A 25,043-nucleotide genomic window follows, 5' to 3' on the forward strand; every position below is an offset into this window, starting at 1 on the left:
ATTTCGTACGAATATGGGTATTGCGCCGGATACGCCGGCATCCGAGTCCTCCGTCGCCGAGACCGACTCCGCGGGATCCGATTCTGCGGTATCACGCCCCGGCGCACCTCGAATCCTGTTGATTTCCGGAAGTACCCGGCCGGGATCCACCAACACCGCCGCGTTGCGCACCTTCGCCGAAATCGCCGCACCGGAATGCACCGCGGAATTGTTCACCGGATTGGTCGATATTCCGGCCTTCGTTCCCGGCGACCAACCCGCCCCGCCGGCGGTGCACGCGTTGCGTGAGCGACTCGCGGCCGCCGATGCCGTGGTGTTCTGCGCGCCCGAATACGCCGGCTTCATTCCCGGCAGCCTGAAGAATCTGCTGGAGTGGACCGTCGGGGCCGCGGATCTGCACGAGAAACCGGTGGCCTGGATTTCGGTGGCGGCCGCGGGCCGCGGTGAAGGTGCGATCACATCGCTGCGCACGGTGCTCGGATATGTCGGCGCGGTGGAAATCGAATCCGCGTGCCGGCGAATGACGGTGCTGGGCAGCATGATCGGGGCCGACGGAACGATCGCGGACGCGACGGTGCGACAGGCTCTCGCCGAATCCGTCGCCGCGATCGGCGCCTATCTCTCGGCCGCGGCCGCGTCGCGGGAATTGTGAAGTATCTCTGTACGGTCATCGCCTCGCCATGCGCGCTTCACATACCCGTGATAGGCATAAACCATGATGAGGAAATTCTTGGCTACTGCAGCACTCGCCGCCGGTGCGGCCCTGACGCTGGCTCCCGCCGCGCACGCCGATCCCGCCACCGATCCGGCGCACTACTCGCTGCAGAACGACAACTTCGTCGTCTACAACGACCCGGCGGTGCTGTCCGCGAAGGAGAACGGCAAGCAGGTCATCGTGAGCCCCTACGGCACCTCCCGCCCGATCGCGTGCCACGACGACACCGCGCCGCTGGACGACTGCTGGCAGCGTGACGACTTCGGCTGGTTCCAGCTGCAGAAGCAGGAGCTGCCGCAGATCGGCACCGCGTGGGTGCACGTCGTCTAGCCGACGGCAGCCGACGTCGATTCGACAAGTCGATTCGAAAAGTCGATACGGAAAAGCCGCGAGACCCGTCGGGCCTCGCGGCTTTCTCGTTTCCGCGGCTTCCTCGTTCCGGCGGCTTCGCCGTTCCGGCGGAATCAGGCCTCGAGCTTGTACCCGAGCCCGCGCACGGTCACCAGATGTTCGGGCTTGGCCGGATCGGCCTCGATCTTCGACCGCAGCCGCTTGACGTGGACATCCAGGGTCTTGGTGTCGCCGACGTAATCGGCGCCCCAGACGCGGTCGATCAGCTGGCCGCGGGTCAGCACCCGGCCGGAATTGCGCAGCAGGTATTCGAGCAGATCGAATTCCTTCAGCGGCAGCGTCACCGACTTGCCGTTGACCTGCACGGTGTGGCGGTCCACATCCATGCGCACCGGGCCGGCCTCGAGCACGCCGCTCTCGCCGGACCCGTCCATCTCCTCGCCGGCGCCGCGGCGCAGCACCGCCCGGATGCGGGCGATCAGTTCCCGTGAGGAGTACGGCTTGGTGACGTAGTCGTCGGCCCCCAGTTCCAGGCCGACCACCTTGTCGATCTCGCTGTCGCGCGCGGTCACCATGATCACCGGCACACTGCTGCGGGTGCGCAGCTGCTTGCACACGTCGGTGCCGCTCATCCCGGGCAGCATCAGATCCAGCAGCACGATATCGGCGCCGGAGCGGTCGAATTCCGACAGCGCGGATGGCCCGTCGCCCACGACCGTGACCTCGAAGCCCTCCTTGCGCAGCAGGAACGCGAGCGGATCGGCCAGCGACTCCTCGTCCTCGACGATCAACACACTGGTCATCGGGTTGCCTCCACACCGTTTTGTCCGGTCCGCCGGCGCGGACCGTCGTCGTTCTTGCCCACCCCGATTGCGGTGGGGCTCTTCCTCTCCGCCGGGGCGGCGGAATTCTGGTTGCCGGATTCGACCGCAGGAATACGCAGCGTGAACGTGGAACCGGTGCCCAATTTGCTCCACAACGTGATTTCCCCGTTGTGATTGGCGGCCACGTGCTTGACGATAGCCAGCCCGAGTCCGGTTCCGCCGGTGGCGCGCGAACGCGCCTTGTCCGCGCGGAAGAAACGTTCGAAAACCCGTTCCTGGTCTTCCTTGGCGATGCCGATGCCGCGATCGGTGACCGCGATATTGACGTGGCCGTTGCGCAGCGAACGGCTCACCGACACGTGCGAACCCTTCGGCGAATAGTTGATCGCGTTCTCGACCAGATTCGACAGTGCCGTCACCAGCAGAGTTTCGTCGCCGAGTATCTCGAGCCCGCTGTTGGCGTCGGTGCTGACGGTGATTCCGGCGGCCTCGGCGGCGGTGCGGGACCGTTCGATCGCGGCATTGACCACCGTGTCGACGTCGACCGCCTCGAGCTGCGGCAGCTTCTCGGCCCCCTGCAGCCGCGACAGCGCGATCAGCTCGGTGACCATCTTGCCCATCCGGTTCGATTCGCTGACCAGTCGCTGACCGAAATGCCGCACCGAATCCGGATCGTCGGCCGACTCCAGCATGGCCTCGGCGAGCAGACTCATCGCGCCGACCGGGGTCTTGAGCTCGTGGCTGACATTGGCGACGAAATCGCGGCGGGTGGCCTCCATACGGGCCTGTTCGGAGTCGTCGTCGGCGAACAGCACGACGAAGTTCGAATCGCCGCGCGAGAGCGGACGGGCCACGCCGCGCACGGCGATACTATTGCGGCCGGGCAGCGGATTCTTCAGCGTCTGGTCGAACTCGACGTCCTCGCCGGTCGCGATCACCTTCTCCACCGCCGCCCAGGCGCGTTCGTCGAGCAACCGGTTGCGGACCAGGCCCAGTTCCTCGGCGCGCGGGTTGACCAGCACCACGTCGCGATATTCGTCGACCACGGCGATGCCGCTCTCCGAGGCCAGCACGATCAGATCCAGCACCTGCGACATGGTCAAGCCGGATTCGGCCGCGCGGCGCTCGGCTTGCCGGGCGTTCATGTACGGGATGACCAGGCCACCGACGGCCAGACCGACTACGGCCGCGAGGACTGCAAGCAGCACGGCCTGGGGAACGCTCACATAGAGAATCGTACGGTCGCGGACACGTACTCCAAACCCGGGTTGACGAAGTTTCGCGCAGGTCACGGCTGATTCCGCGATCGTTGGCCGGGTGTTCACACAAAGTTGGCCGAGCCCCGGATCGGCCTCGACCGGCGGTTTTCGGCCGCATGGCAATGGTCGCGCGGACAGTTTGCCTTGCGGCACCGCACATCTGGAGGCCGCGCGAATCGCGCGTGAACACCTCCGGCGTGTCGGTCGGCCCGCGTCGCCCGGCCTCGCGGCGTATGCCGGTTGTGAGGTGCGCCTCAATTCCGCGCCGCGGGCACCGGCGGGAGACGCGCCGCGCGCACCGGCGGAAAACGAAAAGTCCCGGGTACGTACGCCGTTGTACGTTCCCGGGACCGTCGGGGAGTCCCCTACCGGATCACCAGCCGGAGTCTCCCTTGACCGGGATGTTCACGAAACTCGGGGCGTTCGGATCCAGTTGCAGATGCTCGGGTTTCAGGCCGGTGTCGGCGAGCATCGGCGCGATCGGCAGGCCCTTGGGGAAGTTGCCGGCGAACACGTCCACCCGCAGCCGATGGCCCGGCGCGAGGACGGCCCGGGTGGCGGGCAGGGCGATATTCAGCTCGGTGGCCTCACCGGGAACCGTGGGCAGGCGCTTGTCCAGCGAGGTGTAGGCCCGCGGATCGGTGTAGTCGCCGTTCTCGGAACGGGTGCTGTTCGCCTCGTCGACCTCACGCAGCGAGGCCATCAACTGTCCCGAGGACAGCACCGTCGACTGCCCGTCGGGCGCGACGTCGTTCACCGTCACCGTCCAGTAGCCGTCGGCGGCGTCCTGAACCGTGTTGAGCCGCACCGCGATCGGGCCCGAGATCGTTGTCTCGCCCGCGACCGGCGCACTGGTGAAGGTGAGCGCGTCGGTTTCCGCGATGCGCGAGTCCGCGGCGCAGCCGTTGATGATCGCGAGCACACCGGCGGTGGCCTGCGCGGCATCGTTGGAGCACACCGTGGTCAGACCGGGCGCCACCGTCAGACGCGTCGGCGCACCGGTGAATTCACCGGTCAGCGAGCCGTCGTAGACGCTGTTCGCGGTGCCGCTGCGATCAGCGGACAGGTACATGCGGCGGTACTTCGCCGCCTCCTCGGCCGGCGCCGACGGCCCGAAACCGCCCTGGGTGACCCAGCCGCCGCCCTGCTCGCGCAGCGTCACCGGACCGTAGGTGTCGATGCCGTTGTCGATTCCTTTGAGCCACTTGTCGAACCACGCGCGCTGCAGGACGTCCAGCCGCGGCGGCAGGCCGGGCTTGCCGTACTCGTTGCCCGAGTTGAGGTGGTAGGTGTTGCCCATGAACAGCTGCTTCTGCCCGGGCGGCAGCGGGATCTGGTTGTAGATCTTGGATTCGGAGTAGGTGAACAGATCGTGCCAGCCGCCGGTGACGAAGGTCGGCACCTGAATTCGGCCCGGATCACCGATCCACGCCTGCCGTTGCGCGGACATGTCGTTCAACATGTCCTTCACCCGCGGATCGAGGGTGTTCATATCGGTGTTGGTGTAGGCGTTCAGCAGGACGTCCATATAGGTGTACGGATCGCTGATCCGGTCGTTCAGCCAGGCGGTGTCGAATTTGCCGGTCACGATCGACTGCACGTCCGGGACCCATTTGAGGGTGTTGATCGCGGTGAGCCACAACGGAATGAAGTTGAAGCCGAAGCCGCCGCCGGGGGCCAGCACATCGTCGACCAGATCGCTGCCGGGTACCACCGGGAAGATCGCCTTCAGCGCGGGCGGCTGCTTCTCCGCGACCTGGACCTGATTGATGCCCGAATAGGAAATGCCGGTCATCCCGACCTTGCCGTCCGACCACGGTTGCCGCGACGCCCAGTCGATCACCTCGACGGTGTCCTGCTGCTCGCGCTGCCGCAACATATCCCATTCGCCCTGCGAGAAGCCGGTGCCGCGGACATCGATGACGACCTGGGTGTAACCGCTCTTGATCAGCTGACGGTCGACGGAGAAGTTGCGAAGCTCGCCGCCACCGAAGGCCTTGGTCAGATCGGTGACCCCGGACAGCGGAGTGCCACTCATATCGATCTGGCGGAACAGTCCCAGCAGCGCGTCGGACAGACCCGGAACCGAGCCCGCGTGATCGGCCAGATTCGACACCAATTTGGTGTAGGGCGTCATGTTCACGACGACCGGGGTGCGGGTGTCGACCGGACGGCTGGCGGCGTCGGCGGGGCGGTACACATTGCCCTTCAGCACCGTGCCGTCGCTCATGGTGATCGGCACATCCCAGTCGATGTGGATGTTCGGATACTGCTGCGGGCCGTCCTGGGTGGCGGTCCACGCGGCGCCGGCGGCGCCACCGTCCGGGCCGGTCGCGACGGGTCCGGCCTGGGCTCCAGTGGCGAAGAACGGGACGGTCACCGCGGCGGCGACGGCGGCAACTGTGGCGCGTAACGCGTACTTCATCGAACGTGATCCGCCTCTCGAAATGGTCGAACGACCGAGAGTGTATCTACTGCGGAGTAAGTTGCAAACCAGCCGTTACAACTTCTGCAAGGAAAAACTCTCAACTTCTCAGCCCCTCATCCACGTCGATGACCAGCGGAAAGTCCCGCGGTTTACCTACCGGAAGTTATCCACACCACTCCCCACCGGCCCGGACGCCACTACCGGCAGGGCAATTCGGGACACGAACCGCCATATGGGCAATTCGATAGCTACGAATCGGCAGAAGAGATGCAGCTCACAAGATACGACGACGCGCCGCGGTCGATGACCACGGCGCGTCGGAAAGTGCGGAGAATCCGGTCTATTTACCGCCCTGGCTCGCGACCGCGGCCGCACCCGCGGCTGCCGCCTCGGGGTCCAGATACTCGGCCGGACCGATCGGGCGCAGATTTTCGTCCAGTTCGTAGCGCAGCGGAATACCCGTGGGAATGTTGAGGCCGGCGATATCCTCGTCGGAAATCCCGTCCAGATGCTTCACCAGCGCGCGCAGTGAATTTCCGTGTGCCGCAATCAGAACGGTCTTTCCGGCCACCAGTTCGCTGGAAATCGTGGACTCCCAATACGGGACCATGCGGGCGACGACATCCTTCAGGCATTCGGTCGCCGGCACGTCGATACCGGCGTAGCGCGCGTCGCCGCTCTGGCTGTATTCGCTGTCGGCCTCGATCGGCGGGGGCGGGGTGTCGTAGCTGCGACGCCACATCATGAACTGGTCGTCGCCGTACTGATCGCGGATCTGGGCCTTGTTCTTACCCTGCAGCGCGCCGTAGTGCCGCTCGTTGAGCCGCCAGTCCCGCACCACCGGAATCCAGTGCCGATCCGCGGCGTCCAGGGCGATATTCGCGGTGCTGATCGCCCGCCGCAGCAGCGAGGTATAGACGATATCGGGCAGAATGCCGTGCTCGGCCAGCAGTTCACCGGCCCGTTTGCCCTCGGCGACACCCTTGTCGGTCAGGTGCACATCCACCCAGCCGGTGAACAGATTGAGAGCATTCCATTCGCTTTCGCCGTGGCGCAGCAACACGAGGGTGTACGTCATGCAGGTCATGCTAGCGGTGCCGCGCAGGCGGATTTCAGCTGCGCCGGATCGGACGCTCGCGACCGCCGCGAGCGCGGCCTACCAGCTCACGGTGAGATCGTAGGCGGTCAGAATCGCCTGCAGAGCGGGGTTGATCGGCGGAGGCAACACCTCGGCGCCCGAATCCGCCGATGTGACGAGTCCGTTCGCGGTGTGCGCGAGACCGGTCCTGCGCAGCCAGATGGCCCAGCAGTCCCATTCGCTGCCGTGCCGCGACCCGTAGGCGATGCCGTGCGCGAGGCTGTCGTCGTCGAGAGTGATCTGCCAGATCCGCGTGGAGATCGCCGTGGTGAGCCAGCGCTCGCCGCCGCGCAGTTCGGCGACCGTGACCTCCCGCAGACCGCGCTCCACGAGTGCGATGGGGGCATACCGCGCGATCGCCGACAGGCTCGAGGCCGCCTCGATATCGATGAACCATCCGTGCGTCGGCAGTCTCAGGTGGTAGAGCTTGTATTCACTGAGCCACAACATGTTCAGCTCACGCGGCGGCCGATATCCCGAGCTCTGCCACTCCTCTTTGATCAGCGATTCGAGCTCGTCGTCGGAGGCGACGTCGTCGAAATAGTGGGATGCGCGGCGAGGAAGTTTCGGCTTGAGCGGTGCGAGAAGCTCTCCGTACGCGCCCTGTTCGGTACTGGCGGCGTAGACGGTCTGCTGGCCTTCGACGTCGTAACGGTTCCAGTCCGTTCGTGATTCGTCACTGGAGATCCCGCGCTGGAGCGGATTGAGCGGTCCGTAGGACGGTTTCGCCAGCCGATAGACCTCACGCGAGGCAGCGGGCAGAAGCGCGAAACCGGTCTTGGCGCAGCGCCGAGCATTTCGGGTTTCGCGCACAGACACCGGTCTCCCTCTTCCGATAGCTTCCCAAAGAGGGGAGTTTATCGAAGGCGGGCTTCACCGCGCGCCCCGGTCGACCGAGTCAGTTGTCCGAGCCGTCGACGAATGCCACTGCGGCAGCGATGGTCTCGCGGAATCGGTCCGCACGGATGGCCAGGGCGGGCGACTCCTCGCCCAGTCGCGGATTGGCTCCGATGAACCACGACCGCGCCACATCACTGTCCTCGGCGGTCGCCAGGATGATCCAGCACCGATGCGCGACCTGCAGGCGAGCCAGGGCGGCATCCCTGGGCGTCGGACCTTCGGCATGGGACCACTTGTGCGGCAGCTTGCGGTCTCGGACACCGGCGATCAACGCCACCAGGGTCGGACCCAGATGCTGGACGAGCTGTCGCGCGAGCTCCGCCGGACGCAGCTTGGCCGTATCGACATGACTGGTGATGGCGAGAGCGTTCGCAACGGTCATCGGTCTCAACCCTCCAGTGCACGAGCCTGCCGCAACACGGCGGTGAGATCAGTGTAGCTGAAAATGCCACCCAAATGCAACCACTTCTGCTACCTTATCCACCTCCATATCAACCCAGCACCGCACTCCCGCTAGGACCTCCCTGTTCCATGCGACTGTCGAGAAATACGCGCGGAAGTCACTCCTCGGGGCTGCACAGCCCCCCTTCGCCGCCCAGCGACGCCGACGCCCTGACCGTGAGCCTGCACTACCTGATCTATTACCGGAACGAGTACGAACGCTCCCGCCTGGTCGTCAAGACCCGGGCCAAACGGGTGGTCGTATGGACCGCCGTCGCCAACGGTGTCATCGCCGTGCTCGGTACCGCGGTGGCGGTCTTCCAGGCGCCGTGGATCGGCCTGCTCAGCACGGGACTCGCGGCATCGATCGGCGTGGTCACCGCCTGGGACGGTCTCTATCGCCATCGGGAGATGTGGATCCAGCGCAGTGTCATCATCGGCCAGCTCCAGACCTTGCTGCGCGGCGTCGAACTGCGGCGAGCCCAGCACGAGGATCGCGACCTGCTCGCCCGCGAGGCGATGATCGAACTCAACGCGATCCTCGCCGAAGATCTGGAAGCGTGGACCTCCATGCGCCGAACCCAGCCGCTGGCGCGCGAAGTCACCGACACGGGCAAGGAACGCTAGACCCGTCCTTCTCGAATCTTGTTGATTCGATTACTTTCCCGCCGACTCGACGGCGCTCATGATGACGCCTGATCGCAGAAGTCACCGCGATCGACGGCTATGAGGGAGTCGGCCATGAGCGAACCGGGTGTGGTACCCGACCGGGAAGGTTCGGGGGCATCGGCCCCGGAACCTTCCGTCTTCCGGCGGATCGGCGTCGACTGGTGGGCGGTGATCGTCGCGGGCGTGTTCGTGCTGCTCGCCGTCGCCGACGCCCTGCCGAAGATTCCGTGGTGATCGCCATGGCAACCGAAACGACAACCGCGACAGAGGAATCGGTGAACCTGCGCGGCGCTCTGGCCTATCTGCCGGGCATCGCGCTGCTGGTGGCGGTCGGCTTGCTCGGCAAGTACACCCAGATCCGGGTGAACGACTTCGTCCACGCTCACCACTGGCGCTTCCCCGATATCGAATACGTCCTGTGGGCCATCGTCTTCGGATTGATCATCGCCAATACCGTTGGGGTGCACCGGATTTTCAAGCCCGGTATCGGCACCTACGAATTCTGGTTGAAGGCCGGCATCGTGGCGCTGGGATCCCGTTTCGTCCTCGGGGATGTCGCGAAACTGGGTGGCACCAGCTTCGTGCTGATCCTCATCGATATGACGGTGGCGGGCGCGATCATTCTCACCGTGGCACGGCTGCTCGGCCTGTCCGGCAAGCTGGGATCGCTACTGGCCGTGGGCACCTCGATCTGCGGCGTCTCGGCGATCGTGGCCGCGCGCGGAGCCATCCGGGCCCGCAATGCTGACGTCGGTTATGCCATCGCGGCGATCCTGACACTGGGCGCGGTATCACTGTTCACGCTTCCCGCGATCGGCCACGGCCTGGGGCTGACCGATCACGAATTCGGCCTCTGGGCGGGTCTGGCCGTGGACAACACCGCCGAAACCACCGCGACCGGCTACGCCTACTCCGACGCCGCAGGCAAACTGGCGGTGCTGGTGAAATCGACCCGCAACGCGCTCATCGGATTCGTGGTCCTGGGCTTCGGCCTGTACTGGGCTTCCCGCGGTGAGGCCGACACCATCGCGCCCGGTCTGCGCGCCAAGGCTGCCTTCGTGTGGGCGAAGTTCCCGAAGTTCGTCCTCGGCTTCCTGGCGGTCTCCGCGCTGGCGACCGCCCACTGGATCGACAAGGCGCAATTGGCCAACCTGGCCAACCTGTCGAAATGGGCCTTCCTGCTCACCTTCGCCGGCGTCGGTCTCAACACCGATTTCCGGGAATTGGGGCGCAGCGGATGGCGGCCCCTGGCGGTGGCGGTGGTCGGCCTGGTAGTGGTCGCGACGGTGTCGCTGGGACTGGTGCTGTTCACCGTCCGGGTGTTGCACTGGGGCGTGGTCGACTGACGGACAGCCGGTAGCGGCCGACATTTCTACAAGACGCGCACCCGCGTCCTCCGGGACAGTCATGGCATTCGCCATCGTCCTCAGGAGGAGATATGGAAACTGCCGCTGCCGGCCGAGCGAAACGCGCGATGGTGCTGCTGGTCACCGCGCTCACCGCACTGCTCGTCGGGAATACCGCAGGGGTCGCGACGGCCGCACCGGACGATTCCGTGGACCGGATGGTGCGGCTACCGGATGGCGATATCCACGTCGTCACCAGCGGGGCGCCGAGCGCGCGGGCGGTGGTGCTGATCCACGGGTCCGGCGGCTCGGTCTCGTGGTGGGATCCGGTCCTGCCCGCGCTGGCGGACTTCTACGTGGTGCGCGTCGACCTGCTCGGCCACGGCCGGTCGGCCAAACCGGACAGCGGTTACAGCATGGCCGAGCAGGGACATCGCGTCGGAGCGGTCCTCGACCGCCTCGGCGTGCGGAGCGCGATCGCCGTCGGGCACTCCACCGGCGGGTACGTGGCGACCGAACTCGCCGCTCAGCGCCGCGACCTGGTGAGCGCGATCGGACTGATCAGCACCGGGTCGCGCCTGGACGCCTTCACCGACAACGGCCCACTCGGCAACCTGCTGTTCGTCCCGCAGATCGGGCAACCGCTGTGGCCCCTGCTCCCGGATGCCGCCATTCGATACGCCATGAGCAGCGCGTTCACTCGCGACGTCGCGATCCCGCAGCAGCTCGTGGACGACTTCCACGGCATGACCTACCGCAGTATCACCGCGACCTCCGACGCGTCGGACGTCTATCTGCGGGAACGCCGGGAACCGGACCGCCTCGCCGATCTCGGGCTGCCGAGCCTGGTGCTCTACGGCTCCCGGGACCACCGCTGGCCGGCGGCATCGTTCCAGGACTATCGGAGCGTGCCCGGAGTGCGGATCGAATCGCTCGACTGCGGGCACAGCCCGATGATCGAGGAGCCCGGCCCCACCGGAGAACTCCTGCGCGACTTCGCCGAAAAGTACTGAGCCACACGATCGGACGATTCGATGCGAATTCTCGTCTCCGGCGCCGGTATCGCCGGATCGGTGCTCGCGTACTGGCTCACCCGCCACGGCTACTCCGTGACGGTCGTCGAACGCGTGCCGGCACCGCGCAAGACGGGCGGTCACGCCGTGGACCTGTTCCGGCCCGCGATGGACATCTCGGAAAAGATGGGCGTGCTGCCTCGGATCGAGGAGCGCGCCACCGGAACCAGCCGGATGGTTCTGCACCCAGAGGGCGGGCGCGGTCCCGTACGGGTGGATCTCGCCAAGATCTTCGGCGCCACCTCGGATCGGCACGCCGAGATCATGCGCGACGATCTGAGCGAGATCTACTACGACGCCACCCGCGACGACGTCGAATATCTCTTCGGCGATTCGGTCACCTCGATCTCCACCGAGGGCGAGGTGCGGTTCGACCACGCCGCACCCCGCCGCTTCGACCTGGTGGTCGGCGCGGACGGACTGCATTCGACCGTGCGCCGCCTGGTCTTCGGCGAGGAGTCCCGCTTCCGTGTGTTCGCGGGCGCCTATCTCGCGGTGCTGACGCTGCCCGACTCCGGCCTGGACCGTGAACTCCACATCCACGTCGGCGTCGGGCGCACCGCCGGCATGTACGGCGCGCGTCACCTCGGCGACGCCCGAGCGCTGTTCCTGTTCCGCAGCGAGCGCGAACTCGACTGTCACCATCGCGACATACCGCGGCAGAAGGCTCTGCTGCGCAACGCCTTCCGCGACTTCGATCCCGAGGTGTGGCAATGGCTGGACGAACTCGACCACAGCCCGGCGTTCTATTTCGACTCCATCGCCCAGCTGCGGATGGGCAGCTGGTCGCGTGGCCGGGTGACACTCGTCGGCGATGCGGGTTACTGCCCCGGCCCGGCCGTCGGCGGCAGCACCACCCTCGCCGTCGTCGGCGCCTACGTACTCGCCGGTGAACTGGCCCGGGCGGGCGGCGATTACGAACGAGCCTTCCCCGCCTACGAACACGCGATGGCAGATCACATACGCGACAGCCGTGCGGTCGCCTCGAGCGCGGCGAAAACGCTGATTCCGTCCTCCCGCCTCGGTGTCACCGGACTGGTGCAGGCCACTCGCCTGCTCTCCGCCCTGCCCACCGGCGCCGCCCGCACCTTCCTCCGGCTCACCACCACGAGCGCCCGGGTCTACAACTCCATGACCGTGGACGACTACCCGCCGAATGTCCGGAACAGCAGTGCCCTCGGGTAGGCGCCGCCCGCCTCACAGAGAGCATGTGTCGCACATCACTTTCCGATGCGGATGAGTTCCGCCGATCGATACCGTCCACATGAACATGAGCGAACAGAGCACCGCAGCGGTGAAGGGTCCGGCGTCCTACTTCCCCGCCATCGAGAAGAAGTACGGCCGGCCCGTCGAGGAGTGGTTCGAGGTCGTTCGCGGGTCGGAGCCGACCAAGCATATGGAGCTGGTCGCCTGGTTGAAGAGCGAGCACGGGCTGGGGCACGGGCATGCGAACGCGCTCGTCGCCCATGTGCGCAACATCGACAACGGGTAGGCAGCACGGGCTCGGCCCGACAGCGCGCAGGCGCCGGCCGTCGAACCGGCCCTCGTCCTCAATCGGTCGCGAGAGCCGCCGCGCCCACCAGCGTGGCTCCGTCCGTGATCGGAGATTTCAGGACACGAAGTTTACGGATGAAGCCGAGGCCGGCATGTTTCACCACCGCCGCCCGCAGCGGATCCCACAGCGGGGCGCCGGATTCGGCGAAACCGCCACCGATCACGACACGGTCGATGTCGAGCATCGCGGCGGCAGACGAAATGGCTTGTCCCAGAGCTGTCCCCGCGCGCGACAGCGCCGCCGCGGCGACGGCGTCACCCGCTCCGGCGGAGCGCGCCAGTTCCATCCCGGTCGTTCCCGTCCAGCCCTGTGCGCGTGCCCACCGGACCGAGGACATGCCACTCGCGACGGCCTCCACACATCCGACACCGCCGCAGGCACACGGCACATCCCAGCCCGGTACCACGACATGGCCGACGTGCCCGGCATTTCCGGTGCGGCCCACGAGAACTCGGCCGTCGCTGACGATCCCGCCGCCGATTCCGGAGGAGACCGTCATCGCCAATCCGGAACGGACACCGCGTAAACCACCGACGCGATACTCCGCCAATGCCAAGGCCGCGCCATCGATCGCGAATCGAATATCGGCCTCGGGGAACAATTCTCGCACCGCGGCGACGATCGGGAAGCCGTCACGCCACTCGGGAATGTTCAAGGGCGCGGTGCTACCGGCACCGACATCCACCGGGCCGGCGGCGGCGATCCCGATCGAGGTCACCTCGAATTCGCCGGTGCCACAGGTGTCGTCGGCCGATGCGGCAGCTACCACCTGCCGCAGCAGCTCGCGGCAGGCATCCCAGGCTCCCCGGGAAGGCACGTCGACCCGGCGCATGTGCCGCAACAGGGACAGCGAACGGGGTCGCAATGCGGGGTCGTCGTACGGAACTGCCTCGATCGGCGCCGTCGCGACGGCCGCGGCGAGTTTCGTCGCGCCGATATCCACAGCCAGCACGCCCATCTCGCCACCGCCTCCTCAGCGCATCACCCGATCGGATGCACGGTACCCGGCGCCGGACATCGGGCGGGGCGGACGGTCCTCAGGACTCCTCGGTGTCGACCAGATGCTCGAACGCCCGCAGGTTCTTCAGCGATTCGCCACGCGAGACACGCCATTTCCATTCGCGCCGAATGGATTCCGCGAAGCCGAGCTCCAGCAGCACGTTGAAGTCGCCGTCGACCGCCTCCAGGATCTGACCGAAGACGCGGTCCAGTTCGTCCGGGGTCACGGCATGGGTCGCGATACGGCCGACCAGATAGATGTCGCCGACCCGGTCCAGGGTGTAGGCGACACCGTAGAGGCGGCGGTTGCGGCGCAGCAGGTACTTGTAGACGCCCTCGAAGTTCTCGTCGGGCTTGCGGCAGACGAAGCATTCGACGCGCACGCCGTGCTTGCCGACCGTCAGCATGACCGTCGTCTTCAGCTTGCGCTCACCGGGCAGCACCACGACGAAGGTGTCCCGGCCCTCGCGGGTGTAGTCGATCTCGCGCTCACGCACGGTGTCGTCGATCAGCTGCGCGGTCTGCGCGATGGTGTCACTCACCGGCGTACCACTCCCATCCGGCGCCGCCACAGCGCCCGCGACCTGGCTTGACTGCCCTCTGTCAGCAACGTACCCGGCATTCGCGAACGCACACCCCGATGTCCGGCCAACGCCTCGCCGTAGCAGTCGAGCAAACCGTCGGCCGTGTGTTCCCAGGAGAAGCCGGCCGCATGATCCACCGCGGCCGCGCCCATCCGCCGCAGCCGTTCCGGATCGTCGAGCAGGCCGCGCAGGGCCGCCGCCCACTCGTCGGCCCGGTGGCCCGACACCAACATGCCCGAAACACCGTCTCGCACAGCCGTACTCAACCCGCCGACGTCGGCGGCCAGCACCGGCGTGCCACTGGCCTGCGCCTCGATGGCGACCAGGCCGAACGACTCGTTGTAACTCGGCACCGCGACCATATCCGCGGCCCGGTACACCTGCACCAGACGATGGGGCGGCTGCGGCGGCAGGAACGTCACCCGATCCGAGATGCCGAGCGTGGCGGCCAACTCGATCAACGCGTCCGGACGATCCAGACCCGTCCCCGAGGGCCCGCCCACGATGAGCACGCGTAGCTTGCGCTCGGGTTCGGCGCGCAGCACCTCGGCCGCCGCGAACACGAGCACATCGGGAGCCTTGAGCGGCTGGATCCGGCCGACGAAGGCCACCACCTGCTCGTCCGGCTCGATACCGAATTCGGCGCGCGCGGCCGCCCGGTCTCCGGGTCGATAGCGGGACAGATCCGCACCCGGCGGCACCACGTCGATGCGCCCGGATTCGGCGCCGTACAGCTCGACGAGCTGGCGGGCCTCCTCCGCGGTATTGGCGACCAGCCGATCCGATTCGGCGATGATCTGCTTCTCACCCACCACCCGCGACAGCGGTTCCGGTGAATCCCCCTCGGCCAGGAATGCGTTCTTCACCGCGGCCAGCGTGTGCGCGGTATGCACCAGCGGCACCCGCCACCGATCCCGGGCCAGCCAGCCCACCTGCCCCGACAGCCAGTAGTGCGAATGAATCAGGTCGTAGTAGCCGGGCAGCTGCCGGGCCTCCTGACGCAACACCTCCGCCGCGAACGGACACAGCTGAGTCGGCAGATCGTGCTTGTCCAGCCCCTCGAACGGTCCCGCCACCACATGCCGCACCAGCACCCCCGGCGCGGCCTCGACCACCGGCTCGTCGTTGGAGGACGTCGCCCGCGTGAAGATCTCCACCTCCACGCCGCGGCGAGCCAGCTGGAGCGCCGACTGCAGCACGTAGACGTTCATCCCGCCCGCATCGCCGGTACCCGGCTGCGCGAGTGGAGAGGTGTGCACCGACAACACCGCGATCCGATGCGGACGTTGATCCGGGCGATAACTCACACACTCCAGTGTGCACGCCTCGACGCGTCAACCGTTACGCGCGCGAGGCTCGAGTGAGCGTAGTCACACCCACCGCTGGGAGGTGGGTGTGCGCGGGATCACCGCAGCGACGCAACGAATTCGGTCAGTTCATCGGCGAAGCGCTGGGGGTCCTCGACGAACAGGCCGTGCTGGGCGTCGTCCCAGAACGAGGTGCGCGACTCGGGGGCCTGTTCGGCGATGTAGCGGCCGTTCTCGACGGGGACCACCGGGTCGGCGGTGCCGTGCATGACGAAGACCGGAACGTCCAGGTCGCGCAGGGTCTCGGTGTTGTCGACGGTGCGGTAGAACAGCGCCTTGCGAACCCGCGGCGGGGTCGCGAGGCTGCCGCCGAACAGGCGCTGGGCGTCCTCGCCCTTGTCCCGGCCCGGCCCGGTGTTGGCGTTGCCGAAGGCGGCGAATCCACGCATCGCCCGGCCGGCGCTCTCCTCGAACACGTCGGGAACGGCCTTCTGCATCGCCGGCCCGGGCTGGGCACCCTCGACGCCCCGGCCGATACCGGCCTGCGATCCGCAGTACACCACCCCGGCCAGAGCGCCGGTGCCGTACGCGGTCAGATAATCGCTGAGCACGATGCCGCCGTAGGACCAGCCCAGCAGCACCGCACCGGCCGTGATGTCTTCGGCGGCCAGCACCGCGGCGACGTCGGCCGCCCAGTTCTTCGGATCGTCGTAGCCGGCCTCGGGCGCACCGGAGTAGCCGTGTCCGCGCAGATCGACGGCGATCACCCGGAACGTCTCGGCCAGAATCTCCGCCGCACGACCCCAGCACCGCAACGTGCCGGCCCACCCGTGCAGCAACACCAGCGGACGTCCCTGTTCGGGTCCGGAGACCTGATACACGATATTGGTTCCGTCCGCGCTGACCACTTCCCGAATCGCCATGCTCGCCAGGCTAACGGGCCGGAATTCCGGCAATGCCCGCACGCTAGGCTCGGTTCCCATGAGCACCCGTCATGCCGTCGTCACCGGAGCGAGCTCGGGAATCGGTGAGGCCACCGCCCGCGAGCTCGCCAAACAGGGCCATCACGTCTACGTGGGGGCGCGCCGGATGGATCGGCTGCAGGCGCTGGCCGACGAAATCGGCGGTACCGCAATCGAATTGGATGTCACCGACGAGTCGTCGGTGCGCCTGTTCACCGATGCGGTCGAACGCGCCGACGTGCTGGTCAACAACGCCGGCGGAGCCAAGGGGCTGGCACCGGTCACCGAGGCCGATCTCGACGACTGGCGGTGGATGTGGGAGACCAACGTGCTGGGCACGCTGCGGGTGACCAAGGCGCTGCTGCCGAAACTGATCGACTCCGGTGACGGACTGATCGTCACCGTCACCTCGGTCGCCGCCCTGCAGCCCTACGACAACGGCGCCGGCTACACCTCGGCCAAACACGCGCAGGCCGTCCTGCACCGCACGCTGCGCGGCGAACTGCTGGGCAAGCCGGTGCGGCTCACCGAAATCGCGCCGGGCGCGGTCGAAACCGAATTCTCCCTGGTCCGGTTCGGCGGCGACACCGAGCGCGCGGCCAAGGTCTACGAGGGCATCGACCCGCTGTTCGCCACCGACATCGCCGAGATCATCGGCTTCGTCGCCAGCCGCCCACCGCATGTCAACCTCGACACCATCGTGGTGAAGCCGCGCGACCAAGCCGACGCCGGCCGCTTCGCCCGCCGCAGCTGAGCCGGGGCGGTGAGCGCTAGCTCCCGCCGCGAACCGGTCCCGGCGCCACCGGAGTCGCCGAGACCACCGGTGCGGGCTCGCCCTGGATCGCCGACATGGTCTTCCAGGTGTCCCAGTCGATGGTCCAGTCGTAGAGGTCGCCGTCGGCGGCGGACAGGGCGATCGATGTGCCGGTGACCTCGACCGGGTCGCCGTACATGGCCGTCGGGAAGTACTGCTGGGCGTCGCTGGTGCTCAGGTTGATGCAGCCGTTGGTGACGTTGGTATTACCTTGCGCGGACGCCGATTCCGGGTTCGCGTGGATGAATTCGCCGTTGTTGGAGATGCGTACCGCCCAGCGTTCGCGAACGTTGGTGTAGAACGGCGGATTCGACATCAGGAAGTCTTCGTACTTCTCGGTCACCACGTGGATACCCGAACGCGTCACATTGCGCGCCTCGTTGCCCTCGCCGTAACTGCACGCGAAGTCGAACAGCGTGGACCCGTCGCGGATCACCTGCACCCGGTGGCTGGGTGCGTACCCCTTCACGATCTGGCTGCGGCCGATGGTGAACTGCGAGGACAGATCCGAGTTGCCGTAGGCGCCGCCGCCCAGGTCCAGGCCGTACAGCTTGGCCGCGAAGGTCACCGCCGTGCCGGGCGCCCAATAGTTGCGCGGACGCCAGTGCGCGCGGGAGCCACCGTTCTCGTCCGGCAGCCAGGCCCAGCCTCCCTCGGCTGCCGGGGTGGTCGTCACAGTCAGCGCCTTCTCGACCGCTTCCTTGTTCTCGACGTGCTTCTTGAACTGCAGGATGATCGGCGCGGCGATGCCGACCTCCTGACCGTCGCCGATGTTGATGGTGGCCGACACGGTCTGCTTGGGGGCGAGGGTGGTGAATTTCGACTCGATCGACACGGGCTTGTTGTCGGTGCCGACCGCCGTGCCCGACCAGGTGTAGGTGACGCCGTAACCGAGCGGCTCGGTGACCGTGAAACTGCTCTTGTCGGGCGACAGGGTGCCGGTGACCTGCTTACCGTCCGGATTGGTCAGCGCGACCCGGTCGATGCGGCCGCTGGCGACCGTCACCGAGACGGGTGCGACCGGGTTCACGTCGGCGGCACCGCCGCCGGGCTCGAATGTCAGCTTCGCGACCGGGCCGGACTCCTTCGGCGCGGACGAACCGCCCCCGCCACTGCCCGAACATCCGGCCACCAGCGCGGCCACAGCCAGCTGGCCGGCCCCGGCCAGTACGGCCCGGCGGCCGGCAATTCCTCGAATGTTCACTTCCGCGAATTTACCGCGCCCCTCCGACAGCCCGGCCCGTTCGCGACGTGGCGCCCGCCACCCCTAGAGCTCGAGCCCGACGGTCACCGGTTCGGGTTCCAGCCTGATTCCGAAGCGCTGTTCGACGCCCGCCCGCACGGTGCGTGCCAGGTCCACCAGGTCCGCCGCGCGGGCAGAACCCCTGTTGGTCAGGGCGAGCGTATGTTTCGTCGACAACCGGACGGGAGCCTCCGGACCTGGGAAACCCTTACCGAAACCCGCCCGTTCGATCAGCCAGCCCGCGGAGAATTTCACCCCGCCCTCGGCGGCATAGGTCGGAATAGTGATATCTCCCACATGTGCCCGGATCGCGTCGAGGACGGCCGGCGCCCGATCCTGCGCCACGACGGGGTTGGTGAAGAACGAACCGGCACTCCAGGTGTCGTGGTCGGCCGGATCGAGCACCATGCCCTTACCGGCCCGCAGTGCGAGCACCGCCTCGCGCACGGCCGCGGCGGGACGGGACTCGCCGTCGGTGGCGTCGAAGGCGCGGGCCAGTTCGCCGTATCGCAGCGGCGCGCTGGCACCGTCCGGATTCACCGCGAACTCCACCGCCAGCACCACCGCTCGATCGGAATGCTTGAGCACGGAGGTGCGGTAACCGAAGCCGAGTTCCTGCGGTGCGGCCCAGCGGATTTCGCCGCTCACGCGATCCAGCAGCCGAATCCGGCGCAGCACCTGGGCCACCTCGACGCCGTAGGCGCCGACGTTCTGCACCGGCGTCGCACCGGCAGAACCCGGAATTCCGGACAGGCACTCGAGTCCGCCGAATCCGGCCGCCACCGTCGCGGCGACCACACCGTCCCAGTCCGCGCCCGCCTCGGCCGTCACGCTGCCGGATCCGAGTTCGACCGCATCGGTGGCGATGCGAACGACCACGCCGGCGAACCCGCTGTCGGCGATCAGCAGATTGGAACCACCGGCGACCAGCAACACCGGAACGCCCGCGGTGTCGAGGGTGCGCACCGTCTCGACGAGTGCCTCCGTGGTGCGACATTCGGCGACCGTCGCGGGTCCGCCGACCCGCAGCGTGGTCAGCTGGGCCAGCGGCACCGATTCGCGCACCCGCGCGCCGGTCGCGCTCAGCAACTCACGCACGTTGTCGAATGCCACCACTCGAGATGTCTGCACATCGAAAGACGGTAGCGTGTCACACCATGGCGACACCCCTGGCGTACACGGCTCACTACGCGCACCCCGCCGCGGCGGTGCGTGCTGCGCTCGCCGACGAGCAGTACTGGAAGGACCGCATCGCGGAGGTCGGCGGGCCCGGTGCGCGGCTGGACTCCTTCTCGGCCGACGGTGATCGGCTCCGCGTGGAGATGGTGCAGACCATCCCCGCCTCCGAACTGCCCCCCGCCATCACCTCGGTGCGCCCGGGCGATCTGATCATCCCGCGTACCGAGAACTACGAGGGCCTGTCCGGCGTTTTCGAAGCCCACGTCGAGGGTGCGCCCGCGAAGGTGCGCGGCACGGTCACCCTGACCGGTTCCGCCACCGCCTCCCAGGCCGTCGTCGACGGCTCGGTCGAGGTGACGATCCCGTTGTTCGGCAAGAAGATCGAGGCCGTGGTGGCCGAGAAACTGCTGGAACTGCTGGCCTCGGAGACCGACTTCACCAACACCTGGATCACCAACCACTGATCCGGGCCCGCGCCGGGGACCAGTACCCTGGTCCCCCATGGCCCGCCGACTGGACTATTCCGCTCGCTATCCGCTGCACACCACCGAAGAGGTGTACGCGGCGCTGTCCAACCGTGCCTACTGGGATGCGCGGATGGAGGAGATGCGCAAGCACTCGCCGAACGAGGTGGTCCACCTGCAGGCCGACGGAGACGGTATCGAACTCGAACTCCGGCACATCCTGCCGCGCGACATGCTGCCCGAAATCGCGCAGACCGTGATGCGCAAGGATCTCGTGATCACTCGCAAGGAGAGCTACGGACCGTTCGGCCCCGAGGTCGAGGGCGAGTTCAGCGCCTCGGTTCCGGCCGGTCCGGGCACGCTGACCGGCACCGTGCGATTGTTTCCCACCGAGACCGGCTGCACCCTGCGCACCTCACCTGTGGCGAAGGTCTTCATTCCGATGCTGGGCCCCAAACTCGAGCAGATGATGCTGGTCAACCTGGTGGACCTGTTCCGCGCCGAAGCCGAATTCACCCAGCAGTGGCTGGAAGAGCAGCGCCCGACGGTCTGAATCTCGTTGTTCCACCGCACGCCCGCGTCACCGCGATGACATCTCGAGCCCGGACCGCCCCGGTGGGCGCCATCACGCGCGGAACCACCGGAATCAATCGGCTGCGCCGCAGCGACCGCTGGCTGACCCACGACCCGCTGGTGGTGCGGCGGCTGCGGTCGGCCGCGGACCCGCTGGTGGTCGATCTGGGCTACGGGGCGAGTCCGGTGACCACGCTGGAGTTGGCGGCCCGGCTACGCCGCGTTCGCGGCGACATGCGTGTGGTCGGTCTGGAGATCGATCCCGCCCGCGTCGTTCCCGATCGCGACGGCGTGCGCTTCGCCCGCGGCGGATTCGAACTCGCGGGCCTGCGACCGGTGCTGGTGCGGGCGTTCAACGTGCTGCGGCAATACGACGAGAGCGAGGTCGCGGGGGCGTGGGCGACCATACTCGGCGGATCGGCGCCCGAGGGACTCCTGCTCGAAGGCACCTGCGACGAACTGGGCCGCCGCTGCGCGTGGATTCTGCTCGACCGCGAGGGACCGATCTCGCTGACGCTGGCCTGGGATCCGTTCACCGTCGACAAACCCTCCGATATCGCCGAACGCCTGCCGAAGGCGTTGATCCACCGCAATATTCGCGGCGAACGCGTGCACACACTGCTGACCGCCGCCGATCGCGCGTGGTCGCATGCCGCGCCGATGGCGGTGTACGGTCCGCGCGTGCGCTGGCGGGCGGCGGCGCAACTGTTGCGGGAGCAGGGTTTTCCGGTGCGGAACTATCGCCGCCGGATGCGTGACTGTGTGCTCTCGGTGCCGTGGGAGTGCGTGCGGCCCGGTTGAATCGGAAGGTCTTCGGACGACGGTGCGCCCTATGCCGCGGCGAGGGCCCGGCGCACCCGCGCGGCCGCGTGCGGCGCCAAACCCGCACTCGCCGAAGCGATTTCGTGCGGAATGCAGCGATGGATGGCGACCGCGTCGGCGACCACCTCGTCCAGCGCACCCTGACCGATCCCGGTCTCGGCGAGATCGAGGACGGTCCGCACGGGTGTGGTCACCAGGAACGCACCGGCCGATTCCACATCATCGCGGTGCAGCTCGCGGCGCAGGACCACCAGCCGGGGCGCCGCGGGCGGGCGGCCCGCACTTACGGACAGGTGCAGGAAGCGCGGGCGCAGCCGGCCCAGGCCGTGCAGTTCGGCGGCACTGTGGTGGGAGACGGCGGCGGCGCCGTCGAACCAGGCCGCCCACATGGCGTATTCGTCGAGTGGACCGTCCGGCCAATCGGCCATCCGCAGGATGCCGAGGCCGACGCGGATCACCGAACCGTCGGAGAGGGCGCCGCGGATCCGGTGCTCGCATCCGGCCCGCAACACGATGCGCGTGGTGAAGTATCCGGCGTGCCGGTCGGCGAGCTGGCGCAGCACCCACCACCCTTGCTCGGAATCCCCCGGTCGGCGCGCAGCCGCGGCATCCTCTGCATCGTGCGCGGACATGGGACCAGATTACGCCGGACCGATGTGCCTCATGTCACAATCGGCATGCCTCTGCATGACAAGCCTCACAGGCTCCACAGAGCGGGCTCAGAAAGCTCGGGAAGAATCGGTTGCCATGACCACTCCGGACACCGCGGTACCCGCTCCCGCACCGGCGGGTGAACCCCGACGCCGCAACGGGCGGCGCATAGCACTGATCGTCGGACTCGTCGTGCTGCTCGCACTGGTCGGCACCGCGGCGGGCGCCGAAACCTATCTGCGGCACAAGAATCAGCAGTGCATGGCCTCCCAGGTCGAGAAGGAGCTGGGATCGAAGGTCGATGTGGGATTCGGGCCGAAGCCGTTGCTGTTCACCGCTGTCGACCACAAGGTCCAATACATCACCGTCGACAGCGACGACGCCAAGTTCGGCCCGGCCGTGGACATGAAGGTGCACGCCAAGCTCAACGACATCACCCTGCTCGACGGCGGGCGGGGCGGCGCGAAGGTCGGCAGCAGCTCCGCCGACGCGACCTGGAGCAACGAGGGCATCGCCCAGACCCTCAGCGGTCTCGTCTCCGGCGTGGAATCGGATCCGGCCGGCGGCACCCTGGACCTGAAGGTCCTGGGCGGGATCGCCGATCTGAAGGTTCAGCCGCACATCGTCGACGGCAAGATCGAGGTCAGCACGCAGTCGGCGTCACTGCTCGGGCTGGGGCTGCCCACCGACCTGGTCGACAGCATCGTCGGTTCGATGACGCAGAGCCTGCAGAACTACCCGCTGGGTATGCAGCCGACCAGCATGAAGGTCACCGACAACGGGATCTCGGTGTCGTTGCGCGGCGGGCCGACCACCCTGCAGGGCGGTGGCGACACGGAGATCCGCTGCTGATCGCGGGCCTACTCCGGGAAACCGGCGAGGACATCCGCCGATCGGGACAACCCCAGCCGGGTCGCACCGGCGGCGATCAGTTCGGCGGCCGCGGCGGCGGTACGAATGCCGCCGCTGGCCTTGATGCCGAGCCGCCCGCCCACGGTCTCGTGCATCAACCGGACGGCTCGCACCTCGGCTCCGCCCGCGGGGTGGAATCCGGTGGAGGTCTTCACGAAGTCGGCGCCGGCGCGTTCGGCGGCGCGGCACACCTCGACGATCGCCGCGTCGGACAGCGCCGCGGATTCCATGATCACCTTGAGTAGCGCCCGGTCCTCGACCGCCTCGCGCACGGTGACGATATCGGCGAGCACCGCGTTGTAGTCCCCCGCGATCGCCGCGCCGACGTCGATCACCATGTCGACTTCGGCCGCGCCCTGCTCTACCGCGAATCGAGCCTCGGTGCCCTTCACCAGGGAGTGGTGTTTACCCGAGGGGAAGCCAGCGACCGTGGCGACGGCCAGCCCGGGAGCGGTCACCGGCAGCATCGACGGCGACAGGCACACCGCGTAGACGCCCAGGGCGCGAGCCTCGGCGATGGTGTTCGCGACATCGGCGGCGGTCGCCTCGGGGGCCAGCAGCGTGTGATCGATCATCGCGGCGACCTGGGCACGGGTGTAGGCGGTGGGGGCGGTGTCGGACATGAGGATCAAGTCTGGCACAGCACGCGAATTCGACCACCCCGGACCGGCTTTGCGGCCCGCCGCCCGGGTGCCGTGATCGAACTGCGCGCGACCTGCGAGGATCGTGCGCATGAGTGGCACCGTGTCAGCCGATGATCGGCGTTTCGTCCTGAGCCTGGGCTGTCCCGACCGACCGGGCATCATCGCCCGCATCACTTCGTTCATCGCCGAATTCGGCGGGTCGATCGTGGAGGCCGGTTATCACTCCGATCCCGACACCGGCTGGTTCTTCACCCGCCAGGCCATCGCGGCGGCGACCGTGCCGTTCGGCATCGACGAGTTGCGCGAGCGGTTCACCGTCGTCGCCGCCGAACTGGGCCCGCAGACCGACTGGCAACTGCTGGATTCCGGGCGGCGCCGCCGCGCCGTCCTGCTGGTCAGCCGCGACGGGCACTGCCTGCACGATCTGCTCGGGCGGGCCGCCAGCGGTGAGTTGCCGGCCACCATCGAAGCGGTGATCGGCAACCATCCGGATCTGGGCGAGATGACCCGCGCGCACGGTATTCCGTTCCACCACGTGCCCTTTCCCGCCGATCCGGCCGAACGCGGCCCCGCCTTCGAGCAGGTACGCGAACTCACCGACGCCCACGATCCGCACGCGGTGGTGCTGGCTCGGTTCATGCAGGTGCTGCCGGCCGAACTGTGCGAGCACTGGGCCGGGCGGGCGCTGAACATCCATCACAGCTTCCTGCCCTCGTTCGTGGGGGCGCGCCCCTACCATCAGGCCTTCGCGCGCGGCGTGAAGCTGATCGGCGCGACCTGTCATTACGTCACCGCCGACCTGGATGCGGGACCGATCATCGAACAGGACGTCAGCCGCATCGACCATGCCGACACCGTGCGCGACATGGTCCGGCAGGGCCGTGACATCGAACGGGTGGTGCTCGCGCGCGGACTGCGCTGGCATCTGGAGGGGCGAGTGCTGGTGCACGGGCGGCGCACCGTCGTCTTCTCCTAGCGGGGCCTTCTCGTCACGCGGCGGGCCAAGACCGGGCGCCCTTGACCGGCCTTGGCGGACAACACGATTCAGCATCGTGTTGCCGTCCTCGCCGCGCGGAGCCGGCAGTGCGGCTCCGCTACGACAGGTCTGGTGGCGACGTCCCGATCCGAACGTGGGTCACCAGGATGCACCCGCGCCGCGAGTACGTCCAGCCCCGGCGGGCCGTCGCGGA

The 25,043-nt window shown here is 67.6% G+C and carries 28 protein-coding genes; 14 read left to right on the forward strand and 14 right to left on the reverse strand.

The window, feature by feature from the left end:
• Positions 1 to 13: 13 nt before the first annotated feature.
• Together RJ03_RS24470 and RJ03_RS24475 are read left to right on the forward strand one after the other, a co-directional pair.
• Positions 14 to 652: an NADPH-dependent FMN reductase gene (locus tag RJ03_RS24470; RefSeq protein ID WP_083871305.1), complete on the forward strand. Its 639-nt coding sequence runs from the start codon at positions 14 to 16 to the stop codon at positions 650 to 652.
• Positions 653 to 730: 78 nt separating this feature from the next.
• Positions 731 to 1,045 (forward strand): hypothetical protein, encoded by a 315-nt coding sequence (locus RJ03_RS24475; protein ID WP_143860062.1) that lies wholly within the window; start codon positions 731 to 733, stop codon positions 1,043 to 1,045.
• A 134-nt stretch (positions 1,046 to 1,179) separates the two neighbouring features.
• Here the strand turns inward: RJ03_RS24475 and RJ03_RS24480 are convergent, their stop codons facing one another.
• The 6 genes from RJ03_RS24480 to RJ03_RS24505 form a co-directional block, all read right to left on the reverse strand.
• Positions 1,180 to 1,869, reverse strand: coding sequence for a response regulator (locus RJ03_RS24480; RefSeq protein WP_030516181.1), 690 nt, complete (start codon positions 1,867 to 1,869; stop codon positions 1,180 to 1,182).
• A complete protein-coding gene (locus RJ03_RS24485) occupies positions 1,866 to 3,116 on the reverse strand; it encodes a sensor histidine kinase (RefSeq protein ID WP_030516180.1) in 1,251 nt (416 codons plus the stop codon). Before RJ03_RS24485 ends, RJ03_RS24480 begins: the two co-directional genes overlap by 4 nt.
• A 406-nt stretch (positions 3,117 to 3,522) precedes the next feature.
• Positions 3,523 to 5,574, reverse strand: a complete 2,052-nt coding sequence (locus RJ03_RS24490; protein WP_036506007.1) for a CocE/NonD family hydrolase — start codon at positions 5,572 to 5,574, stop codon at positions 3,523 to 3,525.
• A gap of 343 nt (positions 5,575 to 5,917) precedes the next feature.
• Complete coding sequence (locus RJ03_RS24495) at positions 5,918 to 6,655, reverse strand: phosphoglyceromutase (RefSeq protein WP_036506083.1); 738 nt, start codon at positions 6,653 to 6,655, stop codon at positions 5,918 to 5,920.
• Positions 6,656 to 6,733: 78 nt separating this feature from the next.
• Positions 6,734 to 7,528 (reverse strand): hypothetical protein, encoded by a 795-nt coding sequence (locus RJ03_RS24500; protein ID WP_036506009.1) that lies wholly within the window; start codon positions 7,526 to 7,528, stop codon positions 6,734 to 6,736.
• 85 nt (positions 7,529 to 7,613) lie between these two features.
• A complete protein-coding gene (locus RJ03_RS24505) occupies positions 7,614 to 7,997 on the reverse strand; it encodes a hypothetical protein (RefSeq protein WP_030516176.1) in 384 nt (127 codons plus the stop codon).
• Between the two features lie 149 nt (positions 7,998 to 8,146).
• Here RJ03_RS24505 and RJ03_RS24510 point away from each other — a divergent pair, with 149 nt between their 5' ends.
• From RJ03_RS24510 to RJ03_RS24530, 6 genes are all read left to right on the forward strand, one after another.
• A complete protein-coding gene (locus RJ03_RS24510; RefSeq protein WP_157163491.1) occupies positions 8,147 to 8,683 on the forward strand; it encodes an SLATT domain-containing protein in 537 nt (178 codons plus the stop codon).
• Between the two features lie 114 nt (positions 8,684 to 8,797).
• Positions 8,798 to 8,959: a hypothetical protein gene (locus tag RJ03_RS37825; RefSeq protein WP_167332004.1), complete on the forward strand. Its 162-nt coding sequence runs from the start codon at positions 8,798 to 8,800 to the stop codon at positions 8,957 to 8,959.
• A 5-nt stretch (positions 8,960 to 8,964) separates the two neighbouring features.
• Positions 8,965 to 10,071, forward strand: a complete 1,107-nt coding sequence (locus RJ03_RS24515) for a YeiH family protein (RefSeq protein ID WP_036506085.1) — start codon at positions 8,965 to 8,967, stop codon at positions 10,069 to 10,071.
• A 92-nt stretch (positions 10,072 to 10,163) separates the two neighbouring features.
• Positions 10,164 to 11,084 (forward strand): alpha/beta fold hydrolase, encoded by a 921-nt coding sequence (locus tag RJ03_RS24520; RefSeq protein ID WP_036506013.1) that lies wholly within the window; start codon positions 10,164 to 10,166, stop codon positions 11,082 to 11,084.
• 21 nt (positions 11,085 to 11,105) lie between these two features.
• Positions 11,106 to 12,329, forward strand: coding sequence for an FAD-dependent oxidoreductase (locus RJ03_RS24525; RefSeq protein ID WP_036506016.1), 1,224 nt, complete (start codon positions 11,106 to 11,108; stop codon positions 12,327 to 12,329).
• A gap of 85 nt (positions 12,330 to 12,414) precedes the next feature.
• On the forward strand, positions 12,415 to 12,636 hold the full coding sequence (locus RJ03_RS24530) for a DUF4287 domain-containing protein (protein ID WP_036506087.1): 222 nt from the start codon (positions 12,415 to 12,417) through the stop codon (positions 12,634 to 12,636).
• Between the two features lie 58 nt (positions 12,637 to 12,694).
• On the opposite strand, the gene RJ03_RS24535 is transcribed toward RJ03_RS24530, so the two are convergent.
• From RJ03_RS24535 to RJ03_RS24550, 4 genes are all read right to left on the reverse strand, one after another.
• A complete protein-coding gene (locus tag RJ03_RS24535; protein ID WP_036506018.1) occupies positions 12,695 to 13,657 on the reverse strand; it encodes an ROK family protein in 963 nt (320 codons plus the stop codon).
• Between the two features lie 79 nt (positions 13,658 to 13,736).
• Positions 13,737 to 14,240, reverse strand: coding sequence for a type III secretion system chaperone family protein (locus RJ03_RS24540; protein WP_369974801.1), 504 nt, complete (start codon positions 14,238 to 14,240; stop codon positions 13,737 to 13,739).
• Entirely contained in the window at positions 14,237 to 15,589 is a 1,353-nt protein-coding gene (gene mshA / locus RJ03_RS24545; protein ID WP_036506020.1) for a D-inositol-3-phosphate glycosyltransferase, read from the reverse strand. Before mshA ends, RJ03_RS24540 begins: the two co-directional genes overlap by 4 nt.
• A 98-nt stretch (positions 15,590 to 15,687) precedes the next feature.
• On the reverse strand, positions 15,688 to 16,512 hold the full coding sequence (locus RJ03_RS24550) for an alpha/beta fold hydrolase (RefSeq protein ID WP_036506022.1): 825 nt from the start codon (positions 16,510 to 16,512) through the stop codon (positions 15,688 to 15,690).
• 58 nt (positions 16,513 to 16,570) lie between these two features.
• On the opposite strand from RJ03_RS24550, the gene RJ03_RS24555 reads away from it, so the two are divergent.
• Positions 16,571 to 17,305: an SDR family NAD(P)-dependent oxidoreductase gene (locus RJ03_RS24555; protein ID WP_036506025.1), complete on the forward strand. Its 735-nt coding sequence runs from the start codon at positions 16,571 to 16,573 to the stop codon at positions 17,303 to 17,305.
• 16 nt (positions 17,306 to 17,321) lie between these two features.
• On the opposite strand, the gene RJ03_RS24560 is transcribed toward RJ03_RS24555, so the two are convergent.
• Both RJ03_RS24560 and RJ03_RS24565 read right to left on the reverse strand, forming a co-directional pair.
• Entirely contained in the window at positions 17,322 to 18,569 is a 1,248-nt protein-coding gene (locus RJ03_RS24560; RefSeq protein ID WP_036506027.1) for a L,D-transpeptidase, read from the reverse strand.
• A gap of 63 nt (positions 18,570 to 18,632) precedes the next feature.
• Positions 18,633 to 19,724, reverse strand: coding sequence for a UDP-N-acetylmuramate dehydrogenase (locus tag RJ03_RS24565; protein ID WP_083871306.1), 1,092 nt, complete (start codon positions 19,722 to 19,724; stop codon positions 18,633 to 18,635).
• Between the two features lie 41 nt (positions 19,725 to 19,765).
• Here RJ03_RS24565 and RJ03_RS24570 point away from each other — a divergent pair, with 41 nt between their 5' ends.
• Genes RJ03_RS24570 through RJ03_RS24580 form a run of 3 tightly spaced genes read left to right on the forward strand, consistent with a single transcriptional unit; the run spans position 19,766 to position 21,625 of the window.
• Positions 19,766 to 20,251 carry a DUF2505 domain-containing protein gene (locus tag RJ03_RS24570; RefSeq protein WP_036506029.1) on the forward strand — a complete coding sequence of 162 codons (486 nt, stop codon included), beginning with the start codon at positions 19,766 to 19,768 and terminating at the stop codon, positions 20,249 to 20,251.
• A gap of 37 nt (positions 20,252 to 20,288) precedes the next feature.
• Positions 20,289 to 20,804: a DUF2505 domain-containing protein gene (locus tag RJ03_RS24575; protein ID WP_036506031.1), complete on the forward strand. Its 516-nt coding sequence runs from the start codon at positions 20,289 to 20,291 to the stop codon at positions 20,802 to 20,804.
• 35 nt (positions 20,805 to 20,839) lie between these two features.
• Complete coding sequence (locus RJ03_RS24580) at positions 20,840 to 21,625, forward strand: hypothetical protein (RefSeq protein ID WP_036506033.1); 786 nt, start codon at positions 20,840 to 20,842, stop codon at positions 21,623 to 21,625.
• Between the two features lie 29 nt (positions 21,626 to 21,654).
• Here the strand turns inward: RJ03_RS24580 and RJ03_RS24585 are convergent, their stop codons facing one another.
• Entirely contained in the window at positions 21,655 to 22,278 is a 624-nt protein-coding gene (locus RJ03_RS24585) for a type IV toxin-antitoxin system AbiEi family antitoxin (RefSeq protein WP_036506035.1), read from the reverse strand.
• Positions 22,279 to 22,393: 115 nt separating this feature from the next.
• Here RJ03_RS24585 and RJ03_RS24590 point away from each other — a divergent pair, with 115 nt between their 5' ends.
• Positions 22,394 to 23,149 carry an LmeA family phospholipid-binding protein gene (locus RJ03_RS24590; RefSeq protein ID WP_083871307.1) on the forward strand — a complete coding sequence of 252 codons (756 nt, stop codon included), beginning with the start codon at positions 22,394 to 22,396 and terminating at the stop codon, positions 23,147 to 23,149.
• A gap of 8 nt (positions 23,150 to 23,157) precedes the next feature.
• Here the strand turns inward: RJ03_RS24590 and deoC are convergent, their stop codons facing one another.
• Complete coding sequence (gene deoC / locus RJ03_RS24595; RefSeq protein ID WP_036506096.1) at positions 23,158 to 23,832, reverse strand: deoxyribose-phosphate aldolase; 675 nt, start codon at positions 23,830 to 23,832, stop codon at positions 23,158 to 23,160.
• 109 nt (positions 23,833 to 23,941) lie between these two features.
• On the opposite strand from deoC, the gene purU reads away from it, so the two are divergent.
• Positions 23,942 to 24,829 (forward strand): formyltetrahydrofolate deformylase, encoded by an 888-nt coding sequence (gene purU / locus RJ03_RS24600; protein ID WP_036506037.1) that lies wholly within the window; start codon positions 23,942 to 23,944, stop codon positions 24,827 to 24,829.
• The last annotated feature ends 214 nt before the right edge of the window (positions 24,830 to 25,043 follow it).

Source organism: Nocardia aobensis NBRC 100429 (assembly GCF_000308375.1).
Taxonomy (GTDB): Bacteria; Actinomycetota; Actinomycetes; order Mycobacteriales; family Mycobacteriaceae; genus Nocardia; species Nocardia aobensis.

What these genes read in the sequence shown, in the direction of transcription:
- RJ03_RS24470 (WP_083871305.1), top strand. Translation starts at nt 14, where the DNA reads ATGGGTATTGCGCCGGATACGCCGGCATCCGAGTCCTCCGTCGCCGAG.
- RJ03_RS24480 (WP_030516181.1), bottom strand. Translation starts at nt 1,869, where the DNA reads ATGACCAGTGTGTTGATCGTCGAGGACGAGGAGTCGCTGGCCGATCCG.
- RJ03_RS24490 (WP_036506007.1), bottom strand. Translation starts at nt 5,574, where the DNA reads ATGAAGTACGCGTTACGCGCCACAGTTGCCGCCGTCGCCGCCGCGGTG.
- RJ03_RS24495 (WP_036506083.1), bottom strand. Translation starts at nt 6,655, where the DNA reads ATGACGTACACCCTCGTGTTGCTGCGCCACGGCGAAAGCGAATGGAAT.
- RJ03_RS24505 (WP_030516176.1), bottom strand. Translation starts at nt 7,997, where the DNA reads ATGACCGTTGCGAACGCTCTCGCCATCACCAGTCATGTCGATACGGCC.
- RJ03_RS24510 (WP_157163491.1), top strand. Translation starts at nt 8,147, where the DNA reads ATGCGACTGTCGAGAAATACGCGCGGAAGTCACTCCTCGGGGCTGCAC.
- RJ03_RS37825 (WP_167332004.1), top strand. Translation starts at nt 8,798, where the DNA reads ATGAGCGAACCGGGTGTGGTACCCGACCGGGAAGGTTCGGGGGCATCG.
- RJ03_RS24515 (WP_036506085.1), top strand. Translation starts at nt 8,965, where the DNA reads ATGGCAACCGAAACGACAACCGCGACAGAGGAATCGGTGAACCTGCGC.
- RJ03_RS24520 (WP_036506013.1), top strand. Translation starts at nt 10,164, where the DNA reads ATGGAAACTGCCGCTGCCGGCCGAGCGAAACGCGCGATGGTGCTGCTG.
- RJ03_RS24525 (WP_036506016.1), top strand. Translation starts at nt 11,106, where the DNA reads ATGCGAATTCTCGTCTCCGGCGCCGGTATCGCCGGATCGGTGCTCGCG.
- RJ03_RS24530 (WP_036506087.1), top strand. Translation starts at nt 12,415, where the DNA reads ATGAGCGAACAGAGCACCGCAGCGGTGAAGGGTCCGGCGTCCTACTTC.
- RJ03_RS24535 (WP_036506018.1), bottom strand. Translation starts at nt 13,657, where the DNA reads ATGGGCGTGCTGGCTGTGGATATCGGCGCGACGAAACTCGCCGCGGCC.
- RJ03_RS24550 (WP_036506022.1), bottom strand. Translation starts at nt 16,512, where the DNA reads ATGGCGATTCGGGAAGTGGTCAGCGCGGACGGAACCAATATCGTGTAT.
- RJ03_RS24555 (WP_036506025.1), top strand. Translation starts at nt 16,571, where the DNA reads ATGAGCACCCGTCATGCCGTCGTCACCGGAGCGAGCTCGGGAATCGGT.
- RJ03_RS24570 (WP_036506029.1), top strand. Translation starts at nt 19,766, where the DNA reads ATGGCGACACCCCTGGCGTACACGGCTCACTACGCGCACCCCGCCGCG.
- RJ03_RS24575 (WP_036506031.1), top strand. Translation starts at nt 20,289, where the DNA reads ATGGCCCGCCGACTGGACTATTCCGCTCGCTATCCGCTGCACACCACC.
- RJ03_RS24580 (WP_036506033.1), top strand. Translation starts at nt 20,840, where the DNA reads ATGACATCTCGAGCCCGGACCGCCCCGGTGGGCGCCATCACGCGCGGA.
- RJ03_RS24585 (WP_036506035.1), bottom strand. Translation starts at nt 22,278, where the DNA reads ATGTCCGCGCACGATGCAGAGGATGCCGCGGCTGCGCGCCGACCGGGG.
- RJ03_RS24590 (WP_083871307.1), top strand. Translation starts at nt 22,394, where the DNA reads ATGACCACTCCGGACACCGCGGTACCCGCTCCCGCACCGGCGGGTGAA.
- deoC (WP_036506096.1), bottom strand. Translation starts at nt 23,832, where the DNA reads ATGTCCGACACCGCCCCCACCGCCTACACCCGTGCCCAGGTCGCCGCG.
- purU (WP_036506037.1), top strand. Translation starts at nt 23,942, where the DNA reads ATGAGTGGCACCGTGTCAGCCGATGATCGGCGTTTCGTCCTGAGCCTG.